This window comes from Microvirga flavescens (genome assembly GCF_003290125.1).
Taxonomy (GTDB): Bacteria; Pseudomonadota; Alphaproteobacteria; order Rhizobiales; family Beijerinckiaceae; genus Microvirga; species Microvirga flavescens.
Window position 1 is genome coordinate 103,543 of record NZ_QMKH01000003.1, and the last position, 22,641, is coordinate 126,183.

Annotated in this window: 23 protein-coding genes and 1 tRNA gene; 8 read left to right on the plus strand and 16 right to left on the minus strand. The window is 63.3% G+C overall.

Annotated features, from left to right (window positions below; genetic code table 11):
• Window positions 1–4: 4 nt before the first annotated feature.
• Genes cimA through cysS form a run of 3 tightly spaced genes read right to left on the minus strand, consistent with a single transcriptional unit; the run spans window position 5 to window position 3,575 of the window.
• Window positions 5–1,600: a citramalate synthase gene (gene cimA, locus DQW91_RS07770; protein WP_112663043.1), complete on the minus strand. Its 1,596-nt coding sequence runs from the start codon at window positions 1,598–1,600 to the stop codon at window positions 5–7.
• The gene (locus DQW91_RS07775) at window positions 1,597–2,106 is read right to left on the minus strand and encodes a GNAT family N-acetyltransferase (RefSeq protein ID WP_112663044.1); all 510 of its coding nucleotides are present in this window, start codon (window positions 2,104–2,106) and stop codon (window positions 1,597–1,599) included. Before DQW91_RS07775 ends, cimA begins: the two co-directional genes overlap by 4 nt.
• A complete protein-coding gene (gene cysS, locus DQW91_RS07780; RefSeq protein WP_112663045.1) occupies window positions 2,106–3,575 on the minus strand; it encodes a cysteine--tRNA ligase in 1,470 nt (489 codons plus the stop codon). The genes DQW91_RS07775 and cysS overlap by 1 nt, the downstream gene beginning before the upstream one ends.
• 265 nt (window positions 3,576–3,840) lie before the next feature.
• Here cysS and DQW91_RS07785 point away from each other — a divergent pair, with 265 nt between their 5' ends.
• A complete protein-coding gene (locus DQW91_RS07785) occupies window positions 3,841–4,170 on the plus strand; it encodes a hypothetical protein (protein WP_112663046.1) in 330 nt (109 codons plus the stop codon).
• A gap of 12 nt (window positions 4,171–4,182) precedes the next feature.
• Here DQW91_RS07785 and DQW91_RS07790 read toward each other — a convergent pair whose 3' ends face one another.
• Window positions 4,183–4,692: a CreA family protein gene (locus DQW91_RS07790; protein WP_112663047.1), complete on the minus strand. Its 510-nt coding sequence runs from the start codon at window positions 4,690–4,692 to the stop codon at window positions 4,183–4,185.
• Window positions 4,693–4,751: 59 nt separating this feature from the next.
• Window positions 4,752–5,135 carry a VOC family protein gene (locus DQW91_RS07795; protein ID WP_112663048.1) on the minus strand — a complete coding sequence of 128 codons (384 nt, stop codon included), beginning with the start codon at window positions 5,133–5,135 and terminating at the stop codon, window positions 4,752–4,754.
• Window positions 5,136–5,256: 121 nt separating this feature from the next.
• Between DQW91_RS07795 and DQW91_RS07800 the strand changes: the two genes are divergently transcribed.
• On the plus strand, window positions 5,257–6,390 hold the full coding sequence (locus tag DQW91_RS07800; RefSeq protein WP_157961369.1) for a DUF2865 domain-containing protein: 1,134 nt from the start codon (window positions 5,257–5,259) through the stop codon (window positions 6,388–6,390).
• 40 nt (window positions 6,391–6,430) lie between these two features.
• Here the strand turns inward: DQW91_RS07800 and DQW91_RS07805 are convergent, their stop codons facing one another.
• The 3 genes from DQW91_RS07805 to DQW91_RS07815 are packed head-to-tail and all read right to left on the minus strand — an operon-like array spanning window position 6,431 to window position 10,222.
• Window positions 6,431–7,051 carry a glutathione S-transferase gene (locus DQW91_RS07805; RefSeq protein WP_112663050.1) on the minus strand — a complete coding sequence of 207 codons (621 nt, stop codon included), beginning with the start codon at window positions 7,049–7,051 and terminating at the stop codon, window positions 6,431–6,433.
• Between the two features lie 37 nt (window positions 7,052–7,088).
• Window positions 7,089–8,429 carry a glutamate--tRNA ligase gene (gene gltX, locus DQW91_RS07810; RefSeq protein ID WP_112663051.1) on the minus strand — a complete coding sequence of 447 codons (1,341 nt, stop codon included), beginning with the start codon at window positions 8,427–8,429 and terminating at the stop codon, window positions 7,089–7,091.
• A gap of 50 nt (window positions 8,430–8,479) precedes the next feature.
• Window positions 8,480–10,222 (minus strand): NAD+ synthase, encoded by a 1,743-nt coding sequence (locus DQW91_RS07815; RefSeq protein ID WP_112663313.1) that lies wholly within the window; start codon window positions 10,220–10,222, stop codon window positions 8,480–8,482.
• A 192-nt stretch (window positions 10,223–10,414) separates the two neighbouring features.
• Here DQW91_RS07815 and DQW91_RS07820 point away from each other — a divergent pair, with 192 nt between their 5' ends.
• Window positions 10,415–10,819: a PBECR2 nuclease fold domain-containing protein gene (locus DQW91_RS07820; RefSeq protein WP_112663052.1), complete on the plus strand. Its 405-nt coding sequence runs from the start codon at window positions 10,415–10,417 to the stop codon at window positions 10,817–10,819.
• A 223-nt stretch (window positions 10,820–11,042) separates the two neighbouring features.
• On the opposite strand, the gene DQW91_RS07825 is transcribed toward DQW91_RS07820, so the two are convergent.
• The 3 genes from DQW91_RS07825 to DQW91_RS07835 all read right to left on the minus strand — a co-directional run bounded on the left by DQW91_RS07825 (window position 11,043) and on the right by DQW91_RS07835 (window position 15,274).
• Window positions 11,043–12,428: a class II 3-deoxy-7-phosphoheptulonate synthase gene (locus DQW91_RS07825; RefSeq protein ID WP_112663053.1), complete on the minus strand. Its 1,386-nt coding sequence runs from the start codon at window positions 12,426–12,428 to the stop codon at window positions 11,043–11,045.
• A 192-nt stretch (window positions 12,429–12,620) separates the two neighbouring features.
• On the minus strand, window positions 12,621–14,009 hold the full coding sequence (gor, locus tag DQW91_RS07830; RefSeq protein WP_112663054.1) for a glutathione-disulfide reductase: 1,389 nt from the start codon (window positions 14,007–14,009) through the stop codon (window positions 12,621–12,623).
• Window positions 14,006–15,274 (minus strand): O-antigen ligase family protein, encoded by a 1,269-nt coding sequence (locus DQW91_RS07835; RefSeq protein ID WP_157961370.1) that lies wholly within the window; start codon window positions 15,272–15,274, stop codon window positions 14,006–14,008. Before DQW91_RS07835 ends, gor begins: the two co-directional genes overlap by 4 nt.
• A gap of 119 nt (window positions 15,275–15,393) precedes the next feature.
• Here DQW91_RS07835 and DQW91_RS07840 point away from each other — a divergent pair, with 119 nt between their 5' ends.
• The 3 genes from DQW91_RS07840 (at window position 15,394) to DQW91_RS07850 (ending at window position 18,410) form a co-directional block, all read left to right on the plus strand.
• Window positions 15,394–16,362: a Bug family tripartite tricarboxylate transporter substrate binding protein gene (locus DQW91_RS07840; RefSeq protein ID WP_112663056.1), complete on the plus strand. Its 969-nt coding sequence runs from the start codon at window positions 15,394–15,396 to the stop codon at window positions 16,360–16,362.
• Window positions 16,363–16,428: 66 nt separating this feature from the next.
• On the plus strand, window positions 16,429–16,902 hold the full coding sequence (locus DQW91_RS07845) for a tripartite tricarboxylate transporter TctB family protein (protein ID WP_112663057.1): 474 nt from the start codon (window positions 16,429–16,431) through the stop codon (window positions 16,900–16,902).
• Window positions 16,903–16,910: 8 nt separating this feature from the next.
• A complete protein-coding gene (locus tag DQW91_RS07850; RefSeq protein ID WP_112663058.1) occupies window positions 16,911–18,410 on the plus strand; it encodes a tripartite tricarboxylate transporter permease in 1,500 nt (499 codons plus the stop codon).
• An 85-nt stretch (window positions 18,411–18,495) separates the two neighbouring features.
• Here DQW91_RS07850 and DQW91_RS07855 read toward each other — a convergent pair whose 3' ends face one another.
• The 3 genes from DQW91_RS07855 to DQW91_RS07865 all read right to left on the minus strand — a co-directional run bounded on the left by DQW91_RS07855 (window position 18,496) and on the right by DQW91_RS07865 (window position 20,345).
• Complete coding sequence (locus DQW91_RS07855) at window positions 18,496–19,002, minus strand: DUF2059 domain-containing protein (RefSeq protein WP_157961371.1); 507 nt, start codon at window positions 19,000–19,002, stop codon at window positions 18,496–18,498.
• A gap of 31 nt (window positions 19,003–19,033) precedes the next feature.
• Window positions 19,034–19,669, minus strand: a complete 636-nt coding sequence (gene rpiA, locus DQW91_RS07860) for a ribose-5-phosphate isomerase RpiA (protein WP_245410967.1) — start codon at window positions 19,667–19,669, stop codon at window positions 19,034–19,036.
• Window positions 19,670–19,946: 277 nt separating this feature from the next.
• Window positions 19,947–20,345 (minus strand): hypothetical protein, encoded by a 399-nt coding sequence (locus DQW91_RS07865; RefSeq protein ID WP_245410950.1) that lies wholly within the window; start codon window positions 20,343–20,345, stop codon window positions 19,947–19,949.
• Window positions 20,346–20,484: 139 nt separating this feature from the next.
• Here DQW91_RS07865 and gph point away from each other — a divergent pair, with 139 nt between their 5' ends.
• Entirely contained in the window at window positions 20,485–21,177 is a 693-nt protein-coding gene (gph, locus tag DQW91_RS07870) for a phosphoglycolate phosphatase (protein WP_112663062.1), read from the plus strand.
• Window positions 21,178–21,267: 90 nt separating this feature from the next.
• Here gph and DQW91_RS07875 read toward each other — a convergent pair.
• Window positions 21,268–21,342, minus strand: a tRNA-Val gene (locus DQW91_RS07875).
• A gap of 256 nt (window positions 21,343–21,598) precedes the next feature.
• On the opposite strand from DQW91_RS07875, the gene DQW91_RS07880 reads away from it, so the two are divergent.
• Window positions 21,599–22,183, plus strand: coding sequence for a L,D-transpeptidase (locus tag DQW91_RS07880; RefSeq protein WP_112663063.1), 585 nt, complete (start codon window positions 21,599–21,601; stop codon window positions 22,181–22,183).
• Between the two features lie 61 nt (window positions 22,184–22,244).
• Here DQW91_RS07880 and DQW91_RS07885 read toward each other — a convergent pair whose 3' ends face one another.
• Window positions 22,245–22,616 (minus strand): gamma-butyrobetaine hydroxylase family protein, encoded by a 372-nt coding sequence (locus tag DQW91_RS07885; protein WP_112663064.1) that lies wholly within the window; start codon window positions 22,614–22,616, stop codon window positions 22,245–22,247.
• Between the last annotated feature and the right edge of the window lie 25 nt (window positions 22,617–22,641).

Sequence of the window (22,641 nt, forward strand, 5' to 3'; positions counted from 1 at the left end):
CGGCCTAAAGCACCGCCCCGCTCTTCAGGAGCTTGTACGTCATCGAGTCCGTCAGCGCCTGGAAGGACGCGTCGATGATGTTCGCCGAGACGCCGATGGTGGTCCAGCTGTCCTTCGTGCTGTCCGCGAACTCTATCAGCACGCGCGTCACCGCATCCGAGCCGCCCTGATAGATGCGCACCTTATAGTCGATCAGTTCGAGATCCTGGATCAGCGCCTGATACTTGCCGAGATCCTTGCGCAAGGCGACATCGAGAGCGTTGACGGGGCCGTTGCCTTCCGCCGCCGAGATCATCACCTCATCGCCGACGCGGACTTTCACGATGGCTTCCGAGGCCGTGACAAGCTCGCCGACCGCGTTGAAGCGGCGCTCGACGTTGACGGAAAAACGCTCCACGTCAAAGAACGCGGGAACCTCGCCGAGCATGCGCTTGACGAGCACGTAGAACGACGCATCCGCGCCCTCGAACGCGAAGCCCGCCGCTTCCTTGCGCTTTACCTCGTCCAGCACTCTGCCGATGCGCGGATCGTCCTTCGCCAGATTGAAACCGAGACGCTTCAACTCGGAAAGGATGTTGGAGCGCCCGCCTTGATCGGACACCAGAACCTTGCGTTCGTTGCCGACAAGTTCCGGCTCAACATGTTCGTAAGTACGCGGATCCTTTAAAACGGCGGAGGCATGGATGCCCGCCTTTGTCGCGAAGGCACTCGCACCGACGAACGGGGAATGGCGGTTCGGTTGACGATTGAGGATTTCATCCACCTGCCGCGATACATGCGTGAGCTGGCTCAGCGCATCTTCCGAGACGCCGAGATCGAAGCGCTCGGCATACCCATTCTTCAGCTTCAACGCTCCGATGAGCGTGACGAGGTTGGCGTTGCCGCAGCGCTCGCCGAGCCCGTTGAGCGTGCCCTGAATATGCCGCGCCCCCGCTTCCACGGCGGCGAGAGAATTGGCGACGGCGCAGCCGCAATCATCATGCGTGTGAACGCCGAGATTGCCGCCGGGAACAATCTTGGAAACCTCACTGACGATGGCGCTCACTTCATGCGGCAGCGTGCCGCCGTTGGTGTCGCACAACACGACCCAACGCGCGCCGGATTCATACGCGGCCTTCGCGCAGGAAAGTGCGTATTCAGGATTGGCCTTGTATCCGTCGAAGAAATGCTCGCAATCGACGATGACTTCGCGGCCCTTTGCCCGCGCAACCTCGACGCTGTCGCGGATGCCCGCGAGATTTTCCTCCAGTGTCGTCTCCAGCGCCACATGGACATGATAGTCCCAAGCTTTTGCGACGAAGGTGATCGCATCGGCCTCAGCTTCCAGCAAGGCGGCGACGCCGGGATCGTTCGAGACCGAGCGGCCTGCGCGCTTCGTCATGCCGAAGGCGGTGAACTTCGCGTTCTTCGTGCGCTTTTCGGAAAAGAACGTCGTGTCGAGCGGGTTCGCGCCGGGATAGCCGCCTTCCACATAGTCGATGCCGAGCTTGTCGAGCAGCGTCGCAATCGCGCGCTTGTCCTCCAGCGAGAAATCGACACCCGTCGTCTGCGCACCGTCGCGCAGGGTCGTATCGTAGAGATAAAGACGCTCGCGGCTCATGACGAAACCTTCTTGTCTTCCGTGGAGGGGAAGCGCTTTTCCATCGTGGTGTTGGCAAGCCATTCATCGTCGAGAGGCACGGTGTTGCGGCGCTGCGCCTGAAAACCGCGCTTGCGAAAGAACGGCTCGGCGGTGTCGCTGGCATCGACGGTCAGCTTCTCCGCCCCTCTCGCGCCCGCGAGCTTCTCGATCGCGTCATAAAGCACGGCACCAACGCCCTGCCCCGCTGCCGCAGGGTGGACGTAAAACATGTCGATGTGATCCGCGCCTTTGAGCGAGATGAAGCCGACCGGAGAGCCATCGAGCGTCGCGATGAGAGTGAGCGCTTCGGCAAGTCGCGAAGGGAACGTTTCGTCATAGGCTTTGGCCGCCCATGCTTCGCGCTGGCCTTCGCTGTAATCGTCAACCGTCAGTTCCTCGATGCTCGCCTGAAAGATCTCGGCGAGCACCGGCGCATCGGCGGGTAGGAACGGGCGCAAGCCGGGTTTGGGAAGAGACTGTCCCATCAGCGTGCGACCTCCCATGTCGTCGTGCCGTCCTTGTTGTCCTTCACGACGACACCTGCGGCGGCGAGTTCGTCGCGAATGCGGTCGGACTCTACCCAGTTCTTGGACGCCCGCGCTTCCTTACGGGCAACGAGCAGCGCTTCGATCTTCGCCGCGTCGATCTTCGCGCCGCGTTGCTTGCGCGCTTGCCACGTCTCAGCGCTATCCGAAAGGAAACCGAGAGCGCCCAGGTTTGCGACAAGTTCGGCATGAGCACCGTGGCTATCGAGGGCATGAAGTTCGGCGATCATCTTCGGCGTGTTGAGATCGTCGCTCAGCGCTTCGATCACGACATCGCTCAAGGCTGCCGGAACATCCTTCGTCTGAAGGCCATACCAGCGGTCAAGGATCTTTTCGCTCTCCTCCAACCCCTTCACCGTCCAGTCGATGGGCTGGCGGTAATGCGTGCGCAGCATGTTGAAGCGCAGCACCTCGCCCGGCCAATCCTGCAACAGTTCGTTGATGGTGAAGAAGTTGCCGAGCGACTTCGACATCTTCTCGCCTTCCACCTGCAGGAAGCCGTTGTGCATCCAGAGGTTCGCCATGCGCGGCATGTCGAAGGCGCAGCAAGATTGCGCAATCTCGTTCTCGTGATGCGGGAAAACGAGATCGATGCCGCCGCCGTGAATGTCGAAGGTTTCGCGCTCGCTCGCATCCTTGCAGGCAATGCGCGTCTCGAACGCCTGCACCAGATGCTTCCACGCCATCGCCGAGCATTCGATGTGCCAGCCCGGACGCCCCGGCGTCCTGATGCCGCCGGGGGACGGCCATGCCGGGTCCTGTGGGCCGGACGGCTTCCACAAGACGAAATCCATCGGGTCGCGCTTGTAGGGCGCGACATCGACCCGCGCGCCGGAAAGCAACTCGTCGAGGGAGCGCTTCGAGAACGCGCCGTATTTCGGCATGTTCGCCAGCTTCTGCATGCTGGCGACGCTGAAGAGAACGTGCTCCTCGGCGACATAGGCGACACCGCGCGCGATCAGCCGGTCGATGATCATGCGCATTTCTTCGATGTGTTCGGTCGCGCGCGGCTCGACGAAACGCGGCGGCTCTCCGGGCACGTTCACATCATCCGGCATCAGCACGCCGAGGGCGCGGATGTCCGCGTGGAACTGCTCCTCGGTCTTTTGCGTGACAACGCGGATCGCCTCGTTGTGCGGAAGATCCGGATAGTCCCGCGCGGCGCGCGCGTTGATCTTGTCGTCCACGTCGGTGATGTTGCGGACATACGTCACCGCGCCCACCCCATAGACATGGCGCAGCAGGCGGAACAACAGGTCGAAAACGATGATCGGGCGCGCGTTGCCGATATGCGCGAAGTCATAGACCGTCGGGCCGCAGACATAGAGGCGCACGTTTTTGGGATCGATCGGGACGAAATCGTCCTTCGACCGGGTCAGCGTGTTGTGGAAGCGCAAGATACGCGTCATGAAACCAAGTCCCTTCAGGCCGCCGGCCAGTGGGTGGTTTCGATCTTGAAATGAGAACGAGACGGCCCCAGCCAGCGTTGTGCGCTAGCTGCAAATAATCCCGGAAATGAGGATCGCTGCCGTTTTCATGGCAAGATCAATGCCTTTTCGGCCTTTCCGCGTCAAGCAGGACTTTATGCGCAAGGCCGCACCAAGGTGACATTAGAACTTTTTTCATCGCTCCCTGTCACGATCTGGGCACCTTCCAGTTCGGGGAAAAATCTCCATGCGTCGTCGTCGCCCGTTTGCCGCGTTCAACCTCTGCGTCGGCCTCCTTTCGGCCGCCCTCTTCGTCCCTTTCCTGCCAAACGAGAGCCGCGCGGCCCCCACGGAAGCGACCTTCATCCTGCCGGCGGACGACGGCTACGGCATCGCGGAATGCATGAGCTCGGACCTCGCCTGCGGCCACGTGGTCGCGGATAGCTGGTGCGAGGCGCAAGGGTATGCAAAAGCGGTCTCGTATCGTGAGGTGCTGCCCGAGGAAACGACGGGCTCGATCCGGAAAGTGGCCACCGCCCGCAAGCCTGCGCCGATTGCGGTGACCTGCACCAACTAAAACCGCCCGGCTCTAGCTCTTCAGCCAATCCGCGCATTTCGGCGCTTCGCCGCTATTGCCCCAGGGGGCCAGTGGCACGCTCGAGGTGGAGTTTTTGGGCGAGCCCTCGATGGGGCGGTCCGAATAGACCATGTAGACGAGCGTGTTCCGCTTCGTGTCGCAGCCCCGGACGATGTGCATGCGCTTGAAGATGAACGAGCGGCGCTCGCTGAACACCACATCGCCCTGCGCGAACCGCTCCTTGAAGCGAATGGGGCCGACCTGCCGGCAGGACAGGGAGATGTCGGAAACCTCCTCGGCAACGCCCAGGGTTCCCGAAACCCCGCCCCGTTCCGGCGTCGTGTAGTGGCAGGCGACACCCTCCACCACCGGATCGTCGAGCCCGTAGACCGCGAGCTTGTCGTTGGGCGTCAGCGCCCGCCAGACGGTCGATTTCTTGAAGATCAGGTCCGGCTCCTGCGCGGAGGCTGCTACGGCCCCGGTCAGGACGAGCGCGAGGGCAAGGGCAATTCGGGCGAACATCGATCAGGCTCCTTCGTTCCCGGCAGATGTGGGGAGGCCTCGAACGTTTGGCGAGGGTTTTACTGAGGATCGTGGCAGCAGACGCAGATCTTGTTGCCATCAGGATCGCGGAAATAGGCTCCGTAGTAACGAGCGTGGTAGTGCGGCCTGAGGCTCGGCCCACCCTCATCGGTGCCTCCCTGGGCCAGGGCCGCGGCGTGGCAGGCGTCCACCGCTGTCCGATTCGGCGCCCCGAACGCCACCATCGCGCCATTGCCGGGGCTCGCCTCCCCTCCGTCAAAGGGTCGCACGACGAGAAAGAGCGGGCGACCCTCGGCGGTTTGGTAGGCGATCATGGCCTGATCGCTGAACCTCAGCGAGAGCCCGAGCGTCTCCAAAACGGCATCGTAAAACGTCTTGGCGCGCGCCAGATTATTTGATCCCACGGTCGTATGGCTGTACATGCGTGGCACCTTTGCTTTCTGGGGAAGGCTGGGCAATCGTCACACGAGGGCCGATTTTGGCCTTACAATGACCATCGAATTCAGGAATGAGGGCGGCAGCCCTCTTCTGAGCGGGATGTTTATGGCAAAGACTTCTTTCAAACGCGCCATTCTGGCCCTGACCGCCTTTTTCATGGCCGGAGGGATCGCCGCGGCGCAGTCCCCGGAATGTCAGCGTTATCGCGCCGAATTGGCGTCGCTCGGCACTGGCGGCGGAATCGACCCGGCCCTTGCAGCGCAGGCTCAGGCGCAGCGGGCCGAGATTTCCCGCCTCATGGCCTATCACCGCTCCATCGGCTGCGAGCGCGGTCCGCTCGGTTTCCTCTCGGGCCCCGCGCCCGCCGAGTGCGGCCCCATCTCCCAGCAGATCAGGCAGATGGAAGCGAACTATTCCCGCCTCGTGGCGCAGGCCCGCGAAAGCGACGGCGGCGTCGAGATGCGCCGCCGCCAGCTTCAGGCCGCCGTTCAACAGGCCTGCGCTGTCGACCAGCCGCGCGGTTTCTTCGAGACCCTGTTCGGCGCGCCCCGGCAACAGCAGCAGGCCGCTCCGGAAATGCTGGAGGAGGCCCCCCCGCAGGATCGCCCCCTCGGCGGACGCCGCCTTGTCTGCGTCAAAACCTGCGACGGCTCATTCTTCCCCTTGAGCAACGCGCCGACCGGGCGCGAGGGCGCAACCGAAATGTGCCAGGCGCTCTGCCCTGGAACGGAAACGGTGGCCTTCGCGACCTCCGGCGGTGAGGAATCGCTCGGCTACGCCGTTTCAATCAAGGGCCAGCCCTATACGTCCCTCGCCAATGCCTTCAAGTTCCGCAAGACGTTCGATGAAAGCTGCGCCTGCAAGAGAGAAGGCGAAAACTGGGCCGTGGTGCTGCGCAAGGCAGAGAGCATGCTCGACAAGTCGCGCGGCGACATGATCGTCTCGGCTGAAAAGGCGGAAGAACTGTCGCGCCCGAAGGCGGCTGCGCCGGCCAAGGGCAAGGCCGCCGACAAGAAGGCCAGCGACGCTGCCGAGGCTCAGGCTGCCGAGGCCGCCGCCGCCGCGCCCACCGCGAGCAGCGAATCCTCCGGCATCGGCCCGCAATCCATCGAGGGCGACCGGGTCATCGGCCAGTCGGAAGGGCAAAAGCGCGAGGTGGTGACCGATACGGGCGCCAAGCGCACCGTCCGCATGGTGGCACCGAACATCATCCCGGTGCCGGAAACGAAAAAGCCGTAAGACAAGAAAAATGCCGCCAAACCGGCGGCATTTTCAATTCTCAAGTCAGCGGAATCATTACTGCCTTGCGGTAGGCAGGTCGGGTCTTCAAGCGCTCATACCAGGCTGTCATATGCGGCAGGGCGGGTCGCTCGATGGGCATTTCGAACCACGCATAGGCGAAGCACCCGAGGGGAATATCGCCAACCCCGAGCCGATCACCCGAGAGGAATGGTTTATCGGCAAGCGCGGCGTCCGCGATCTTCATCAGCCCGGAACAGGTTTGAAGTCCCTTCTCCAGGGCGGCCATGTCCCTCTCTTCCGGCGAGCGGCGAACAATGTTCCAGAACACATCGCGGAAGGGGATCGCGACCGTGGAGGTTGCCCAGTCCATCCACTTTTCGGCGCTCGCCCGTTCGGCGACATCGCGAGTGAACAGGGTCTCCTCGCCATATTTCGCGGCGAGGTAACGCACGATGGTGTTCGATTCCCAAAGGACGACGTCGCCATCCTTGATGCAGGGCACCAACCCGTTCGGGTTCATGGCCCTATAGGTGGGATCGTTGACGAGGCCGAAGGCTCCGCCTGCATTGATCTGCTCATAGGGAACGCCCAGTTCCTCGGCGCACCAGAGCACCTTCTTCACGTTGGTCGAGTTCCCTCGCCCCCAGATCGTCAGCATCGGTGTTCCTTTTCAAGCGGTGGATGGAGCGGTCCTGTCAGGCCGCCTGTCCCAAAAGACGGGCGCGCGCTTTCTCGGGCCCGATCAGCGGTAGAAGGACAGCAAGTTCGGGGCCGTGGTCGAGCCCGGTGAGCGCAAGGCGCAGCGGCATGAAGAGAGCCTTGCCCTTCAAGCCGGTCGCGGCCTTCACGGCCTCGGTCCAGGTTTTCCACGTCGTCGCATCCCATGGCGCGGGCGGGAGAAATTTGAGCGCCGCTTCGGCAAAGGCCTTGTCCTCGATCACGGGTGAGAGCGGGCCTTCGACGACCTTCCACCATTCCGCCGCTTCCGGCAGGCGGGTGAGATTGGTACGCACGGCCAGCCAGAACGCCTCGCCGCCGCCGATGCCGAGTTTCTCAAGCCGCTCACGCGCTGTCTCATAAGGCATTTCATGCACGAGGCGCGCGTTCAGCTGATCGAGCTCATGCTCGTCGAACTTCGCGGGCGCACGCGAGATATGCGCGAAGTCGATGAGGCTTGCGAGTTCATCGAGACTGGCGACAGGCCGCACGGATTCCGCCGTGCCGACGAGGACCGCGAGAGCGGCCACGGCCAGCGGCTCCATGCTGGCGTCGCGCAGGCTCGTCAGCGAGAGGTGGCCGAGGCGCTTCGAGAGCCCCTCACCGCTTGCGGTGGTGAGAAGGTTGATGTGCCCGAAGAGCGGCATATGCGTGCCGAGCGCTTCGAAAATCTGGATCTGCACCGCTGTGTTGGTGACGTGGTCCTCACCCCGGATGACGTGCGTGATCTTGAGATCGACGTCATCGACGATGGACGGCAACGTGTAGAGATAAGTGCCGTCCTCGCGCACGAGGATCGGGTCTGAGAGCGAGGCGCAATCCACGTGGCATTCGCCGCGCACCATGTCGTTCCAGGCGACGATGCGGTGATCGAGGCGGAAGCGCCAATGGGGCTTGCGGCCCTCGGCTTCGAGATTCTCCCGCTCTTCTTCCGTCAGCTTCAAAGCCGCGCGGTCATAGATCGGTGGCAGGCCACGCGCGAGCTGGCGCTTGCGGCGGAACTCCAGTTCCTCCGCCGTCTCATAGCAAGGGTAGAGGCGGCCTGCGTTCCGCAACTTGTCCGCCGCTTCATCATACAAATCCACGCGCTCGGACTGGCGCACCACGACATCCGGCGGCGTGCCGAGCCAGGCGAGATCAACCTCCGTGGCGTCGGCATATTCGCGCCTGGAGCGAACGACGTCCGTATCGTCGAAACGCAGGACAAACACGCCTTTCTCGCGCCGCGCGAACAGCGCGTTCATCAAGGCCTGGCGGGCGTTGCCGATATGGATCAGCCCGGTCGGAGACGGGGCGAAGCGAACGATGGGCTTGGACATGAATGGCCTATGGCAAAAGGCGAAACGGGATGCAACGGCTGCGGTGAGGACTACACGTCGACAACCGCTTGTCGCGGCTTCAAACCGGGTGCGCTCTCTTCGATCTTCAGCGCGGGCCTCCCATCGTCCCGGAAGCGATTGACGATGGGATAGCGCCGGTCACGGCCGAAGTTCTTCCTCGTGACCTTCACACCCGGCGCGGATTGGCGGCGCTTGTATTCGGCGATGGCGAGAAGCCGCTCGATCTTCTTCACGGTCTCCACGTCATGCCCCTTGGCGACGATGTCGGAGATCCGCATTTCGTGTTCCACGAGGCATTCGAGAATATCGTCGAGAATCGGATAAGGCGGCAGCGAGTCCTCGTCCTTCTGGTTCTCGCGCAGTTCTGCACTCGGCGGCTTGGTGATGATGCGTTGAGGAATGACGGCGCCGTCCGGCCCCAGTGCGCCTGTCGGTTTCCACTGGTTGCGCAAGGTGCAGAGCGCGAACACCTCCAGCTTGTAGATGTCCTTGATCGGGTTGAACCCGCCGTTCATGTCACCGTAGAGCGTGGCGTAGCCGACCGACATTTCGGACTTGTTGCCGGTGGTCACCACCATCGATCCGAGCTTGTTCGAAACCGACATGAGAAGCGTGCCGCGCGTGCGGCTCTGGAGGTTTTCTTCGGTGATATCGCGCGGCCGTCCCGCGAAGAGCGGCTGAAGGATCGTCTCGAAGCCTTCGACCGCCTCCGCGATGGGCAGGATATCATAGCGGATGCCAAGCGAATTGGCGCAGTCGGCTGCGTCCGTGAGCGAATCCGCGGACGTGTAGCGATACGGCATCATGATCGCGTGAACGCGCGAGGCTCCGAGCGCATCCACCGCCATCGTGGCGCACAGAGCGGAATCGACGCCACCCGAGAGGCCAAGCACCACGCCGGGGAAGCGGTTCTTTTCCACGTAATCGCGAAGACCGAGCACACAAGCCGCGTAATCCGCCTCCTGCCCTTCCTCGATGGTCTCCTTCGGAGCCTCGATGCAGGCCCACCGCTCGCCCTGGCGCTCCCACACTGTCAAGGCGACGGTTTCCCGAAACGCCGGAAGCTGACAGGCGAGCGATGAATCGGCGTTGAGGACAAAGGACGCGCCGTCGAAAACAAGCTCGTCCTGACCGCCGACGGCGTTGAGATAAACGAGCGGCAGCCCGCTTTCCGTCACGCGCGCGGCGGCGATGTTGAAACGCTCTTCCGTCTTGCCGCGCCAATAGGGCGAACCGTTCGGCACGAGAAGGATTTCGGCCCCGGTCTCAGCAAGACACTCCACGACTTCCTCGCCCCAGATGTCCTCGCAGATCGGCAGGCCGAGCCTGACGCCGCGAAAGCTCACGGGCCCCGCAAGTTCGCCTGCATCGAAAATGCGCTTCTCATCGAAGACGCCGTAATTCGGCAGGTCCGCCTTGAACCGGATCGATGCGATCTCGCCACCGTCGAGCAACGCATAGGCGTTGTAGAGGTTCTCGTATTCCTTCCACGGCAGGCCGACGAGCATGGCCGGGCCGCCATCGGCCGTTTCCTTCGCAAGCCGTGTCAGTGCGAGGCGGCAGGCGTCCTGAAAGGCGGGCTTGAGAACCAGATCCTCCGCCGGGTACCCGGCGAGGAAAAGCTCGGAATACATGACGATGTCGGCCCCGAGCCTTGCCGCCTCCGCGCGGGCGGCACGGGCCTTCGCCTCGTTCCCCTCCACATCGCCAACGATGGGGTTGAGCTGCGCGAGGGCGATCCTGAGAGAGTTCTTGAGCGGTTCTTTGGCCATTTCAAAGCGCATGTAGCGCGCGCTCCAATTCACAGCAACACGTCATAGAAGCCTTGCGCGCTCTTGAGAAGCCGGTTGCCTGTCGTGACAGGGCTTCGAGCCCGGCATGGAGAGCGACCGGGGCTGTAAATTCCCGCGAAGTCATGGGATAAGAAAATTGCCTCGGTTAAGGGGCCTAATCCCTTTCGAAGCATGAGCAAAAAGCCATCAAAGCGACCCGATCTCATCCTCGGTCCTCTCCCCACCGAAGTCATCAGATGGACAATCGGGATCGAGCTCGACGCGGGCAGTGTCATTCTCACCTCTGCTGCGCAACGACATGCCGCCAACCGACACCCGGAAGACTATGAGACTTGCCTGCCTCTTCTTGCCTCCGTGATCGCCGATCCCCTTTATGTCGGGGATGATTTCCGCAACGAAGGAAAGATCGAGATTATCGGCGGCGCAATTCTACCTGAATCATTTTTATTGGTAGCAATCAGCATCGAAACAGATCTGGACGGTCGTTACCGCATCGCCAGTTTTTATCCAATTTCCAGAAAGAAAGCCCAAAGCCGCAGGGAGAAGGGTTACCTGAAGATAGCCCTGAAACGATAAAGGGCCCCGATCTCTCGGAGCCCCTTAAAAGCCTTTGAACACGAACTTTGCCGGGTCGCCCACTTCCGGATCTCTTCACCGCGTTAGCAGCTACTTTGCCTGTCAGACATGTCCTTCAGGCGCGTGAGGAGGCCGTTCTCACCTCAAAACTGTGTTCGGCTTCTGCGAACAATATGGGCGGCGACGAATTGCAAGTCAACGCCGCCCTTGCTCGACCTCTTGCTCACTCAGCCGCTTCGGCAGCCGGGCGCTCGCGTGACTGGTGCTCACGCTTGATGAGCTCGGCGGTGAGGAAGGCGATTTCCAGCGCCTGCTCCGCGTTGAGGCGCGGGTCGCAATAGGTGTGGTAGCGGTCGCTCAGGTCCGCATCCGTGAGAGCCCGCGCGCCGCCGGTGCATTCGGTGACGTTCTTGCCGGTCATCTCCAGATGGATGCCGCCCGCATGCGTGCCTTCCGCCTGATGGACGGCGAAGAAGTCGCGCACCTCGCCCATGACGCGCTCGAACGGGCGCGTCTTGTAGCCGGAGGCCGCCTTGATCGTGTTGCCGTGCATCGGGTCGCATGACCACACGACCGTGCGCCCTTCCCGCTTCACCGCGCGGACAAGCGCCGGCAGGTGCTCGGCCACCTTGTCGGAGCCGAAGCGCGCGATGAGCGTGAGACGGCCGGGCTCGTCGTCCGGGTTCAATTGGTCGATGAGCTTCAACAGGCCGTCCGGCGTCAGGGACGGACCACACTTCAAGCCGATGGGGTTCTTGATGCCGCGCATGTATTCCACATGCGCGTGGTCGCTCTGGCGCGTGCGGTCGCCGATCCAGAGCATATGGCCGGACGTGGCATACCAGTCGCCCGTCGTGGAATCGACGCGGGTCAGGGCCTGCTCGTAACCGAGGAGCAGCGCTTCATGGCTCGTGTAGAACTCCGTCGAGCGCATTTCGGGATGCGTCTCGGGGTCGATGCCGATGGCCCGCATGAAGTCGAGGCTCTCGGTGATGCGCTGCGCCAGCTCGCTGTAGCGGGAGGATTGCGGCGAATCCTTCACGAAGCCAAGCATCCAGCGATGGGCGTTCTCAAGGTTCGCATAGCCGCCCGTCGCGAAGGCGCGGATGAGGTTGAGCGTCGCCGCCGACTGGCGATAGGCCATGAGCTGGCGGCGCGGATCGGGAATGCGCGATTCCGGCGTGAAGGCGATATCGTTGATGATGTCGCCCCGGTAGCTCGGCAATTCGACGCCGTCCACGGTCTCGGTATCGGCAGAGCGTGGCTTGGCGAACTGGCCAGCGGACCGGCCGATCTTCACCACGGGCGAGGAACCGCCGAAGGTGAGAACCACGGCCATCTGCAGGAACAGGCGGAAGAAATCGCGGATGTTGTCGGCGGAATGCTCAGCGAAGCTTTCGGCGCAGTCCCCGCCCTGCAGCAGGAAAGCCTCGCCCTTGGCGACCTTCGCCAGATGGCGTTTCAGCTTGCGCGCCTCGCCTGCAAAAACCAGCGGAGGAAAGCCCGCGAGCTGCTGCTCAACGTTCTCGAGTGCCTCAAGGTCCGGATAGGCCGGCACCTGCTGGATCTTCTTCGCTCTCCAGCTATCAGGCGTCCACCGCTCAGTCATGACACTTACCCCGTGTCTCCAAAGTTCTTTGTCGCGCACCGCACCATGCGGGGCGAACGGGCACCTATACACAAGGAAACAAAAAAGGCGAGCATAAGGTGCGTCGCGATCTATCCTTATCTTCAGGCTTGGCTGTTCGTAATTTTATTTCTCTGGGCCAAGGATAGGCGACCTTCCCTATCGTCCGCCTTATTACTCTGCCGCCACGGCCTTCCTGACCGCGAAGGGGGTGCGCATGGTCACCAGTTCCTCGGCGGCGGTGGGGTGCACGGCGACGGTGCGGTCGAAATCGGCCTTGGTCGCGCCCATCGTGACGGCGATGCCGGCGACCTGGATCATTTCGCCCGCCCCCTCGCCCACGATGTGGACACCGACCACCTTGTCGGTTGCCTTGTCGACGATAATCTTCATCAAAACCCGGTCGTGGGAGCCGGATAGGGTCGCCTTCATGGAGCGGAACGAGGTCTTGAAGATCTCGATCTCGCCATAGCGAGCCTCTGCAAGCGTTTCCGTGCAGCCGATGACCCCGATCTCGGGCGTCGAGAACACCGCCGTCGGAATCAGCGAGTGATCGACCATGACGGGCTTGCTACCGAAGACCGTGTCGGCAAAGGCGTGGCCCTCACGAATGGCGATGGGCGTGAGGTTTGCCCGGTTCGTCACGTCGCCGACCGCATAGATCGAGGGGATAACGCTCCGCGAATAGGCATCGACGGGGATTGCGCCCGCCTGATCGAGGGTAATGCCGGCCTTCTCCAGGCCGAGCCCCTTCGTGTTCGGGCGGCGCCCGGTCGCGACCAGAACCTGGTCGAACACGGCAATGGTCCCATCCGACAGGGTCGCGGCGATGCTGCCGTCGGCGCGCTTGTCCAGCCGCGAAAGGGTTTTCGACAGGGCGAGGTTGATGCCACGGCGGGCATAAGCATCGCCAAGCGCATCGCGCACGTCCTCGTCGAACCCGCGCAGGAGCTTGTCGCCCCGGTGCAGCAGCGTCGTCTCGCTGCCGAGCCCCGCGAAGACACCCGCGAACTCCACGGCGATGTAACCGCCGCCGATTACCAGAATGCGCTTCGGCAGCGTTTCCAGATGGAAGACCTCGTTGGAGGTGATCGCGAGATCGCCACCCGGGATCGGCGGCTCCATCGTCGGATGAGCGCCGACGGCAACGAGGATAGTGCGGGCGCGGACCAGTGTGCCGGTTCGCTCAAGCCGCACCGTATGCGGATCCTCGATCACCGCGCGGCTGTCGAGGATCTCGACGCCCGCCTTTTCCAGGTTGGCACGGTAGATGCCCTCCAGCCGGTCGATTTCCTTGTCCTTGTTGCGGATCAGGGTCGCCCAGTCGAACTTTGCTTCCGGCACCGTCCAGCCGAAACCGGCGGCCTCCTGAAACTCGTCGGCGAAGCGGCTGGCGTAGACCATCAGCTTTTTCGGCACGCAACCGCGAATGACGCAGGTGCCGCCGACCCGATATTCCTCCGCCACCACGACCTTCGCGCCATAGCCGGCGGCAATGCGCGCCGCGCGAACGCCGCCCGAGCCGGCACCGATCACGAAAAGGTCGACGTCGAAGGAACTCATGACTTCATCTCCTCGGGAAGGCGCTTGTCGGAAAGGTGTTTGGCCGCCTGCAACCATACCACGGCCGCGCCAAGGGCGGAGGCCCACCACCCCTGCCATGCCCCATGCCCGATCATCGCGACGATCACCGCGCTCGCCATCAGGCCAAGACTGAGAGCCCTGATGACTTTCGGCTGCCGGGCAATGGCGTCCAGCGTCAGGAAACCGACCGCAGCGGCGAGAATGGCCCCGATCAGGCCAAGTTCGACCCAGATCTGCAGCGCGGCGTTGTGGGGATGCCCGACGTTCAGCAGAACCCGCCGCTCCGGAGACACGCGCTCGGCGACGCTTGTCTCTCCGAGGCGAGTGCTCGCGCCAAAACCCGCTCCGAGAATGGGGTCCTCATGGATGGCGGCATCGAAGCTGAGCCAGATATTCACCCGGTCGCGCGAATGGTTTGTGGCCAGATGCTCATGCACGGAAGCCGGAATGAACCGGTCCGCCAGCGGCCCAGCCACCGGCGCGAGCACGAGGGCCGCGACGATGCCGATCTTGCCGCAAAGGACCGCGAGGCGCGGCGCGATGAGGGTCGCCCCGCAGGCGAGAACCGCCACCGGCAGGCCGATGGCCGCCGCACCACTGTCGGAATTGGCGATAGCGAGACCGATCAGCGCGGAGAAGGCGAGACTCAGCCCTACCCCGCCGCGCACGGAACGCCAGAACCAGGCCATAAGCGGCGGGAGCAGGACCATGAGGGTGAGGCTCGGGCGATTGAAGATGTAGCTGTCGAAGCGCATGCGTAGCGCCTGGCGCACTTCGAGCCCCGTCCTGAGATCGAGCAGCATGATGAACTGCGCGACGGCGATGGCGATGGCGAGCGTCCAGAACGCGCCGTTCGTCATGCGCTTCGACAAGGTCAGGCTGAGGATAAAGGCAAAGACGACAGGCAGCCAGAATTCGAGGAGAGCCGAGAAGGACGTCTCCCGTACCTCACTCCAGATGAGAGAGAGGAAACCCCACGCCGCGAAAACAAGGGCCGCAAGGCCGAGGGTCGTTCTCAAGGCGTGCCGGGCCTCGGCAATCAAGCCCTTGAAGCCCCCCTCGAGCGCCAGCGCAGACACGGCAAAGGCCGCGCTCAGGCCGAGGAAGAGCGGACTGGAACGGTGCGCGATGGTCATGCCGAGCGGCATCAGCGCCAGCAGCACCATGGAGATGCGCCAAAACACATCCGCGATGCAGGTGGCGGAAACCGGGGGTGTTCGAGAGGATTCGGTTGGAGCGGTCACGGCACTGGTCTTAAGCGAAGGTTGAATGGCGATAAAGCCTTGGCAGCTTGCCGCAACGCGACTTCGCCACTAGGCTCGGGAACTTAACACTAGCCAAGCGTTTCTGAGGAGGAAACACGATGAAATTGACCGGAAAAGGTTTGTGGCGCGGCGCGCTGACGGCGGCGGCTCTCGGCCTGGCGACTTCGGCGATGGCGCAGGCCGAACTCAAGATCATGGCCCCCGCAGCGCCGGGCGGCGGCTGGGACCAGACCGCCCGCTCGATGCAGCAGGCCCTGACCCAGGCGGGCCTCGCCAAGAGCGTCCAGGTCACGAACGTTCCCGGCGCGGGCGGCTCCATCGGCATCGCGCAGCTCGTCAACAGCTCCAAGGGTGACGGCAACCAGCTCATGGTCATGGGCTATGTGATGGTCGGCGCTCTCCTCACCAACAAGTCGCCCGTCACCCTCGACCAGACGACGCCCATCGCCCGCCTGACCGGCGAGTACGAGGCCATCGTCGTTCCCACCGATTCGCCGATCAAGACTGCCAAGGACCTCGCGGCGGCAGTAAAGGCCGACCCGGCGAAGGTGACCTGGGCCGGCGGCTCGGCCGGCGGCGTGGACCACATCGCGGTCGCCCTCTTCGCCAAGGCGGCGGGCGCTGACCCGACGAAGATCAACTACATCCCGTTCTCGGGCGGCGGTGAGTCGCTTGCGGCCATCCTCGGCGGCAAGGTTACCGCCGGCATCTCCGGCTACGGCGAGTTCGAAAGCCAGATCAAGGCGGGCAAGCTGCGCCTGATCGGCCTCACCACCCCGGCTTCGAAGAACACCGCCGAAATGCCTTCTCTCAAGGCGAACGGCGTCGATCTCGAAATCGCCAACTGGCGCGCGGTCGTGGCCCCTCCCGGCATCACGGCCGACCAGAAGAAGGCTCTGACCGAGGTCGTCGACAAGCTCGCGAAGTCGAAGGAATGGGCTGAGATCCTGAAGCAGAAGGGCTGGGACGACGCCTATCTCTCGGGCGACGCCTTCGCCAAGTTCCTGGCCGACGATCAGACCCGCACCAAGGAGGTCTTGACCTCGGTCGGCCTTGTGAAGCCTTAATAAGCCCTCACAACAAGAAGCTCCGAAGCGCCGCACAACGCGGCGCTTCTTCATTCAGGAACCCCCATGACCACACGAACACCCAAGCGTGTCGATGTCGCGGGTCTCGTCATCGCCGCCGGCCTCCTGATCCTCGCAGGCCTGATCTGGCGTGACATGACCAGCCTCCAGCTCTCCTCCGTCTACGGCGTCGGCCCCAAAGCCATGCCCATCGTGGTCGCCATCGGCCTCGCCATCCTGGCCATCGGCAACGCATTCATGGCGGTTCGCGGCGGATTGCCCAGCCGCGAATCCTTACGCTGGATGCCCATTACTCTCATCATTGGCGGTCTTGCCGGCCTCATCGCGCTGATTCAATTCGGCGGGGGCTTCATCCCAGCAACGGCGGTTCTCTTCGTGGCGACGTCGGCGGCTTTCGGGCGGCGGGCCTTCCTCGTCGATCTCATCATCGGCCTCGTCGCCGGGCTCGTGATCTACCTTCTCTTCTCCAAGCTTCTGACCCTCTCGCTGCCGATGGGTCCGCTTGAGCGCCTGATCTGAGGTCGGACATGGACGCATTTTTCGCTCTCGCACACGGCCTGACCGTCGCTATCCAGCCGATGAATCTGCTCTTCGCGCTCATCGGCGTGCTGCTCGGCACCGCCGTCGGCGTGCTGCCCGGCATCGGCCCCGCGCTGACGGTGGCACTCCTTCTGCCGATCACCTTCAAGCTCGATCCGGGCGGCTCGATCATCATGTTCGCCGGCATCTATTACGGCGGCATGTATGGCGGTTCGACAACCGCAATCCTCATCAACACGCCCGGCGAAAGCGCCTCGATGGCGACAGCCCTCGAAGGCAACAAGATGGCGAAGGCCGGTCGTGGCGGCCCCGCGCTCGCAACCTCCGCCATCGGCTCCTTCGTTGCCGGAACCATCGCCACCCTCGGCCTCGCCTTCCTGGCTCCGACACTGGTCGAGCTCGCGGTGAAATTCGGGCCGGAGGATTACTTCGCGCTCATGTGCGTCGCGTTTGTCACCGTCTCGGCGACCTTCGGCGATTCCCCCGTGCGCGGATTGACGAGCCTCTTCATCGGTCTCGCGCTCGGCCTTGTCGGCATCGACAAGCTCACCGGCCAGTCCCGCATGACCTTCGGCGTGCCGGAGCTTCTCGACGGTGTCGAGGTCACCACCCTCGCGGTAGGCCTCTTCGCCGTGGGCGAGGCGCTCTATGTCGCCTCCCGACGTCATATTCAGGAGGAGGTGCTGGAACCTGTGCGCGGCTCCTTGTGGATGACGAAGGAGGATTGGAAGCGCTCGTGGAAACCCTGGATCCGTGGCACGCTGTTCGGCTTCCCCATCGGTGCCCTGCCCGCAGGCGGTGCGGAAATTCCGACCTTCCTGTCCTATTCCACGGAAAAGCGCCTGACGAAGTATCCGGAGGAGTTCGGGCACGGGGCCATTGAAGGCGTTGCCGGCCCAGAGGCCGCAAACAATGCTTCGGCGGCGGGCACGCTCGTGCCTCTGCTCGCCCTCGGCCTGCCGACCTCGGCAACCGCCGCGATGATGCTGGCGGGCTTCCAGCAATACGGGCTCAATCCCGGTCCGCTGCTCTTTGCGGAGCGACCGGAACTGGTGTGGGGTCTCATCGCCAGCCTGTTCATCGCCAACGCCATGCTGCTGGTGCTGAACCTGCCGCTGGTGGGCCTGTGGGTCCGGCTCCTCGCCATCCCGCAGCCGTGGCTCTATGCAGGCATTCTGGTGTTCGCGACGATGGGCACCATCGCCGCCAAGCCCTCCGTCGTGGAGTTGACGATGCTCGGCGTTTTCGGCGTGATGGGCTTCCTGATGCGTCGGTTCGACTATCCCATCGCACCAGTGGTTGTGGGCCTGATCCTCGGCCCCATCGCGGAGAGCCAGCTTCGCCGCGCGCTTTCCATCAGCCTCGGCGATCCGCTCGTGCTGGTGCAGAGCCCGATCTCCGCGACCTTGCTCGCCATCGCCTTGATCGCTCTCGTGCTGCCCTTCGCGCTCAAGGGCATGAGCCGCTTCAAGGCGGAAGAGGACTGAGCCTGAAGCTCTCCTCTTCCCCAAAAGACAAAAAAGAAAGGCCCGGCATTTGCCGGGCCTTTTTCGTTGTCAGAGCAAACAGCTCTCAGTTCAGCTGGTGACCGCGCTTGCCCATCTCCGCGCGGGCGCGGATCATGATGTATTCGGCGACGTTCTGCGTCCAGGTGGCGAGCTCGTTCACGATGTCGTCGAGAAGAAGCGGCTGGATCTGAACATACTTCTGACCGGTGGGCGACTTGTAGAACGTCGAAATGTCCTTGAGTTCGGCCTCCGTCAGGCGCGACGCAAAAATCTTCGCGGTCGTGTCGATCATCTTCTGCTTCTGCAGCTCAAGTTCGGGCTTCAGCTGCTCAACGACCTGCTCGAGATCCTTCTGGACCTCCGGACGGGTCACGCTCATTTGCTGCAGCTGTGCCAGAAGCGGGCCGGACATCGCATCGATGGAACGCGTCATGCCTGATGTGATGGCGACCTCGCGGGCAAGGGCGAGGTGTCCCGCAGACGGCTGGGGAGCCTGCTGCGCCAGAACAGGGCTCGCAAGCATGAACAGCGCGAAGGACGTCGCTGCGAAACGGGAAGCGGAACGGATCATAGAGTGGGCTCCAATCAATTGAGACTTATGGTCAGACCTGACCGAGTTCGACAAGCCCATCCGCCGTCGCAAGGATCGCGCCGGTGGCAAGGCCGATGAATAAACCGTGCTCGACAACGCCGGGGATGGTGTTGAGCGAGGCGGCAAGACGCTCGGGATCGCCGATCCGTTCCACATGAGCGTCGAAAATGTAGTGCCCGCCATCGGTGACGAAGGGCTCCGCATTCGCGGCCCGTCTCAGGCGCAGGTCGGCGGGCAGCCCCTGCTCCTTCAAAAGACGCGCGATCGCGTGTTCCGTCGCTTTCAGGCCGAACGGGACGACCTCGATGGGGAGCGGGAAGCGTCCGAGCGGAGCCACGCGCTTCGACCCGTCGGCGATGACGACCATGCGGGCGCTTGCAGCCGCGACGATCTTCTCGCGCAGCAAGGCGCCGCCGCCGCCCTTGATGAGGCGGAGCTGGTCGTCGAGTTCATCGGCGCCGTCGACGGTAAGGTCGAGTTCCGGGGTCTCGTCGAGGGTGGTGAGCGGAACGCCCTCCCGCTCGGCCTGGGCACGGGTCGCTTCCGACGTCGGCACGCCGACGACGCGCAACCCCTTGCGCACCCGCTCGGCGAGCGCCGTGACGAAAAAGGCTGCCGTGGAACCTGTACCGATGCCGAGACGCATGCCGTCTGTGACCAGGGCCACCGCGCGCTCGGCAGCCGCGCGCTTCAATTCATTGCTCACGGATCGCTCCTTGCAACAGGTCCGAAATGCGGGAGGAAAAGCGCACGGCGATAAGGCCAGCAAAGCCAGCCCCTTCCATGACACGTTTCATCCCTTGCCGGTCCATATCGTTTTTCCGCGCTTCCGCAAGCCGGGGAATGGCCTCGCGACCTTCTTTCGCCCGTCATGAAACTCCATAACGATAGTCGCTTCGCAAGGGAATGCGCTTCTTTGAAGCTCAGGGCTTTTGCGGGGAAGCCGTCCCCGAGCGCGCGCCGGGGGTCGCGGCGGTGGGTGCCGCCGGAGCCGGTGCGGAGGGGCTGGTCTGCGGCGTGCAGACGACCTTCTCATCGAAAACGTAGCAAACGCTCATGTCGCCGGTCCGGTAATTGACCCGGAACACGCCGCCCTCACGGTCGTGCCGGGAGGCGACAAGACCATATTCGCCGGGCGTTTGCGGGCCCGCGCCCTCGCCGGGGCCGTAACACAGCGTCACGCCGATCGTCCCTTCCTGAAGGCCGTACTGGCAGGAGCTGACCTCGCCCGTGACCCGCTCGACCCGGTAGAGGCGGTTCAGGTCGGTCTGTGGAGCGGGCACGAAATCGTAAGGAGCCGCAAGCGCCGGAGCTGCTAACATTCCGGCAACCATTAATCCTGCACAATGGGTCCCCAGACAGGTCCGCCGCATCCTTGTCTCCCTCGGGCAAATCGAATCAGGAAGGCAGCATACCATCGCCGTGCTTGATTCCCCTGCTCCCAAAAGTTAGCCAGGACACATGGTCCCATTTCTTCCCCCGATAGCCGTCTTCGATCTCGATGGAACGCTGGCCGACACGGCGGGTGACCTGATCGCGACCCTGAACGTGGTCCTCGCCCGGGAAGGACTGGCCCCGCTCCCCCTCGAGAAAGCGCGGGACATGATCGGAGCCGGCGCGCGCGCCCTCATCGAGCGCGGTTTCGCCGCAGCCGGACGGGAGGTCCCTCCTGAGCGGCTGGAAGAACTGTTCAGCCTCTTCATGGTGCATTACGGCGAGAACATCCGCGTCCGGACAGAGTTGTTTCCGGGAGTCAAGCGGGCGCTTCTCGATCTCGAGAAAGCCGGCTTCGTGCTCGCGATCTGCACGAACAAGGTGGAGGAGCACTCGGTCAAGCTCGTCGAGGCGCTCGGCGTCAGCCGCCGCTTCGCCGCCAATTGCGGGCGCGACACCTTCCCCTTCTTCAAGCCCGACCCGCGCCATCTGCTCATGACCATCGAGCGCGCCGGGGGCGATCCGCGCCAGGCGGTGATGATCGGCGATTCAAAAACGGATATCGAAACCGCCAAGGCCGCGAACATCCCCTCCATCGCCGTTCCCTTCGGATACACGGATGTTCCGGTCGAGAAACTCGGGCCGGATATCGTGATCGACCATTTCGACGATCTGTTCTGCGCGACCATGTCGCTGCTGAAGAAGCGGGCCGCGGCCTGATTCGCAGGCCGATGCGAGCCGAAGGCGCGCGCGAAGCTGCGCATGCCGCGCGGCACACGCAATCGTGAAGTCTTCAAAACCGGAAGGAAATGGTGGGCGCGACAGGGATTGAACCTGTGACCCTTCGCGTGTGAAGCGAATGCTCTCCCGCTGAGCTACGCGCCCGGTGAGCGCCTTCTACGGGCACAAAACCCCATACGTCAAGCCGATCCTTGCCGCCGGGAGCAAGAATGACCGCTCAAGCTGCCACGGCGGTTGCGGCGGCTGGGGCCTAAGACCTGATTAACGACGCGTCAAAGTCATAGCAGCCATGCCCTAGGAAGCCGTTCAAAACCTCTGTTATGACACGGATCTGAAACGGGGCTGTCGCGTTTAGAAAAAACCGGACGCGATCAATCTTTGAAACATTTTCGAGGCTAACATGGGACGCACTCGCGCTGCCCTCTACGGGCTTGCTTGCGCCGTCGTCGCCCTTGCGACACCGGCTGCGGCTTTCACCGAAATCGATCCGCTGACGCGCCAGCCGCTCTATAGCGGAGAAGAGTCTTTCCAGGCGCAGGCAGCACCCATTCCGCGCGAGATCGTCGCTTACGACGGCCGCTATGCTCCCGGCACGATTGTCGTCTCCACCTCCGACCGCCGCCTCTACTACGTGCTCGGCAACGGTCAGGCCGTTCGCTACGGCGTCGGTGTCGGCCGCCCCGGCTTTACCTGGGGCGGCGCGCACAGCGTCACCATGAAGCGTGAGTGGCCGGATTGGCGTCCGCCGGCGCAGATGCTCAAGCGCCGTCCCGATCTGCCGCGCTACATGACCGGCGGCCCGGAAAACCCGCTCGGCGCGCGCGCCCTCTATATCGGCAGCACGATCTATCGCATTCACGGCTCGAACGAACCGGACACCATCGGCCAAGCCGTGTCGTCAGGCTGCATCCGTATGACGAACGATGATGTGATCGACCTCTACAACCGCGCGAAAGTCGGCGCCCGGGTTGTCGTGCAGCGCTGAACGCTCCGAAGAATTTCCCTCCGAAGACCCTCCAAGGCCGGCAACCCTGCCGGCCCTTTTTTTACCGCCGCACGGGATCGCGAGAGAGTCCCTTGGCGGCGAGTTCGGCGAGGTAGGCGTCCCATTTCGCGCCCTTGTCCCGGCCAAGCTCGTGGAGATAGCCCCAGCCATAAATGCCCGTATCGTGCATGTCGTCGAAGGTGAGCTTCACGGCGTAATTGCCGATGGGGTCGATCTTCATGATCTCGACATCGCGTTTGCCCGGAACGGTCTTCCGCTCGGCGGGGCTGTGCCCCTGAACCTCGGCGGATGGCGAGGCGATGCGCAAATATTCCGCAGACAGGTCGAAAGCCTCGCCGTTGTCGAAAGCGATGTGCAGGCTGCGCTTGTCCTTGCTGAGGCGGAGTTCCGTCGGCCAACGCTCGGATGTCATGATTCTTCCTGTCTTTTCCGTTCTT

Excerpts from the sequence above, each read along its gene's own strand:
- DQW91_RS07805 (WP_112663050.1), bottom strand. The coding sequence starts at position 7,051 with ATGCTGACGATCTGGGGGCGAGGGAACTCGACCAACGTGAAGAAGGTG.
- DQW91_RS07845 (WP_112663057.1), top strand. The coding sequence starts at position 16,429 with ATGACCACACGAACACCCAAGCGTGTCGATGTCGCGGGTCTCGTCATC.
- DQW91_RS07795 (WP_112663048.1), bottom strand. The coding sequence starts at position 5,135 with ATGTACAGCCATACGACCGTGGGATCAAATAATCTGGCGCGCGCCAAG.
- DQW91_RS07820 (WP_112663052.1), top strand. The coding sequence starts at position 10,415 with ATGAGCAAAAAGCCATCAAAGCGACCCGATCTCATCCTCGGTCCTCTC.
- gltX (WP_112663051.1), bottom strand. The coding sequence starts at position 8,429 with ATGTCCAAGCCCATCGTTCGCTTCGCCCCGTCTCCGACCGGGCTGATC.
- DQW91_RS07865 (WP_245410950.1), bottom strand. The coding sequence starts at position 20,345 with ATGTTAGCAGCTCCGGCGCTTGCGGCTCCTTACGATTTCGTGCCCGCT.
- DQW91_RS07775 (WP_112663044.1), bottom strand. The coding sequence starts at position 2,106 with ATGGGACAGTCTCTTCCCAAACCCGGCTTGCGCCCGTTCCTACCCGCC.
- DQW91_RS07785 (WP_112663046.1), top strand. The coding sequence starts at position 3,841 with ATGCGTCGTCGTCGCCCGTTTGCCGCGTTCAACCTCTGCGTCGGCCTC.
- DQW91_RS07850 (WP_112663058.1), top strand. The coding sequence starts at position 16,911 with ATGGACGCATTTTTCGCTCTCGCACACGGCCTGACCGTCGCTATCCAG.
- DQW91_RS07815 (WP_112663313.1), bottom strand. The coding sequence starts at position 10,222 with ATGGCCAAAGAACCGCTCAAGAACTCTCTCAGGATCGCCCTCGCGCAG.
- gor (WP_112663054.1), bottom strand. The coding sequence starts at position 14,009 with ATGAGTTCCTTCGACGTCGACCTTTTCGTGATCGGTGCCGGCTCGGGC.
- cysS (WP_112663045.1), bottom strand. The coding sequence starts at position 3,575 with ATGACGCGTATCTTGCGCTTCCACAACACGCTGACCCGGTCGAAGGAC.
- DQW91_RS07800 (WP_157961369.1), top strand. The coding sequence starts at position 5,257 with ATGGCAAAGACTTCTTTCAAACGCGCCATTCTGGCCCTGACCGCCTTT.
- DQW91_RS07880 (WP_112663063.1), top strand. The coding sequence starts at position 21,599 with ATGGGACGCACTCGCGCTGCCCTCTACGGGCTTGCTTGCGCCGTCGTC.
- DQW91_RS07855 (WP_157961371.1), bottom strand. The coding sequence starts at position 19,002 with ATGATCCGTTCCGCTTCCCGTTTCGCAGCGACGTCCTTCGCGCTGTTC.
- DQW91_RS07825 (WP_112663053.1), bottom strand. The coding sequence starts at position 12,428 with ATGACTGAGCGGTGGACGCCTGATAGCTGGAGAGCGAAGAAGATCCAG.
- DQW91_RS07885 (WP_112663064.1), bottom strand. The coding sequence starts at position 22,616 with ATGACATCCGAGCGTTGGCCGACGGAACTCCGCCTCAGCAAGGACAAG.
- gph (WP_112663062.1), top strand. The coding sequence starts at position 20,485 with ATGGTCCCATTTCTTCCCCCGATAGCCGTCTTCGATCTCGATGGAACG.
- cimA (WP_112663043.1), bottom strand. The coding sequence starts at position 1,600 with ATGAGCCGCGAGCGTCTTTATCTCTACGATACGACCCTGCGCGACGGT.
- rpiA (WP_245410967.1), bottom strand. The coding sequence starts at position 19,669 with ATGCGTCTCGGCATCGGTACAGGTTCCACGGCAGCCTTTTTCGTCACG.
- DQW91_RS07790 (WP_112663047.1), bottom strand. The coding sequence starts at position 4,692 with ATGTTCGCCCGAATTGCCCTTGCCCTCGCGCTCGTCCTGACCGGGGCC.
- DQW91_RS07840 (WP_112663056.1), top strand. The coding sequence starts at position 15,394 with ATGAAATTGACCGGAAAAGGTTTGTGGCGCGGCGCGCTGACGGCGGCG.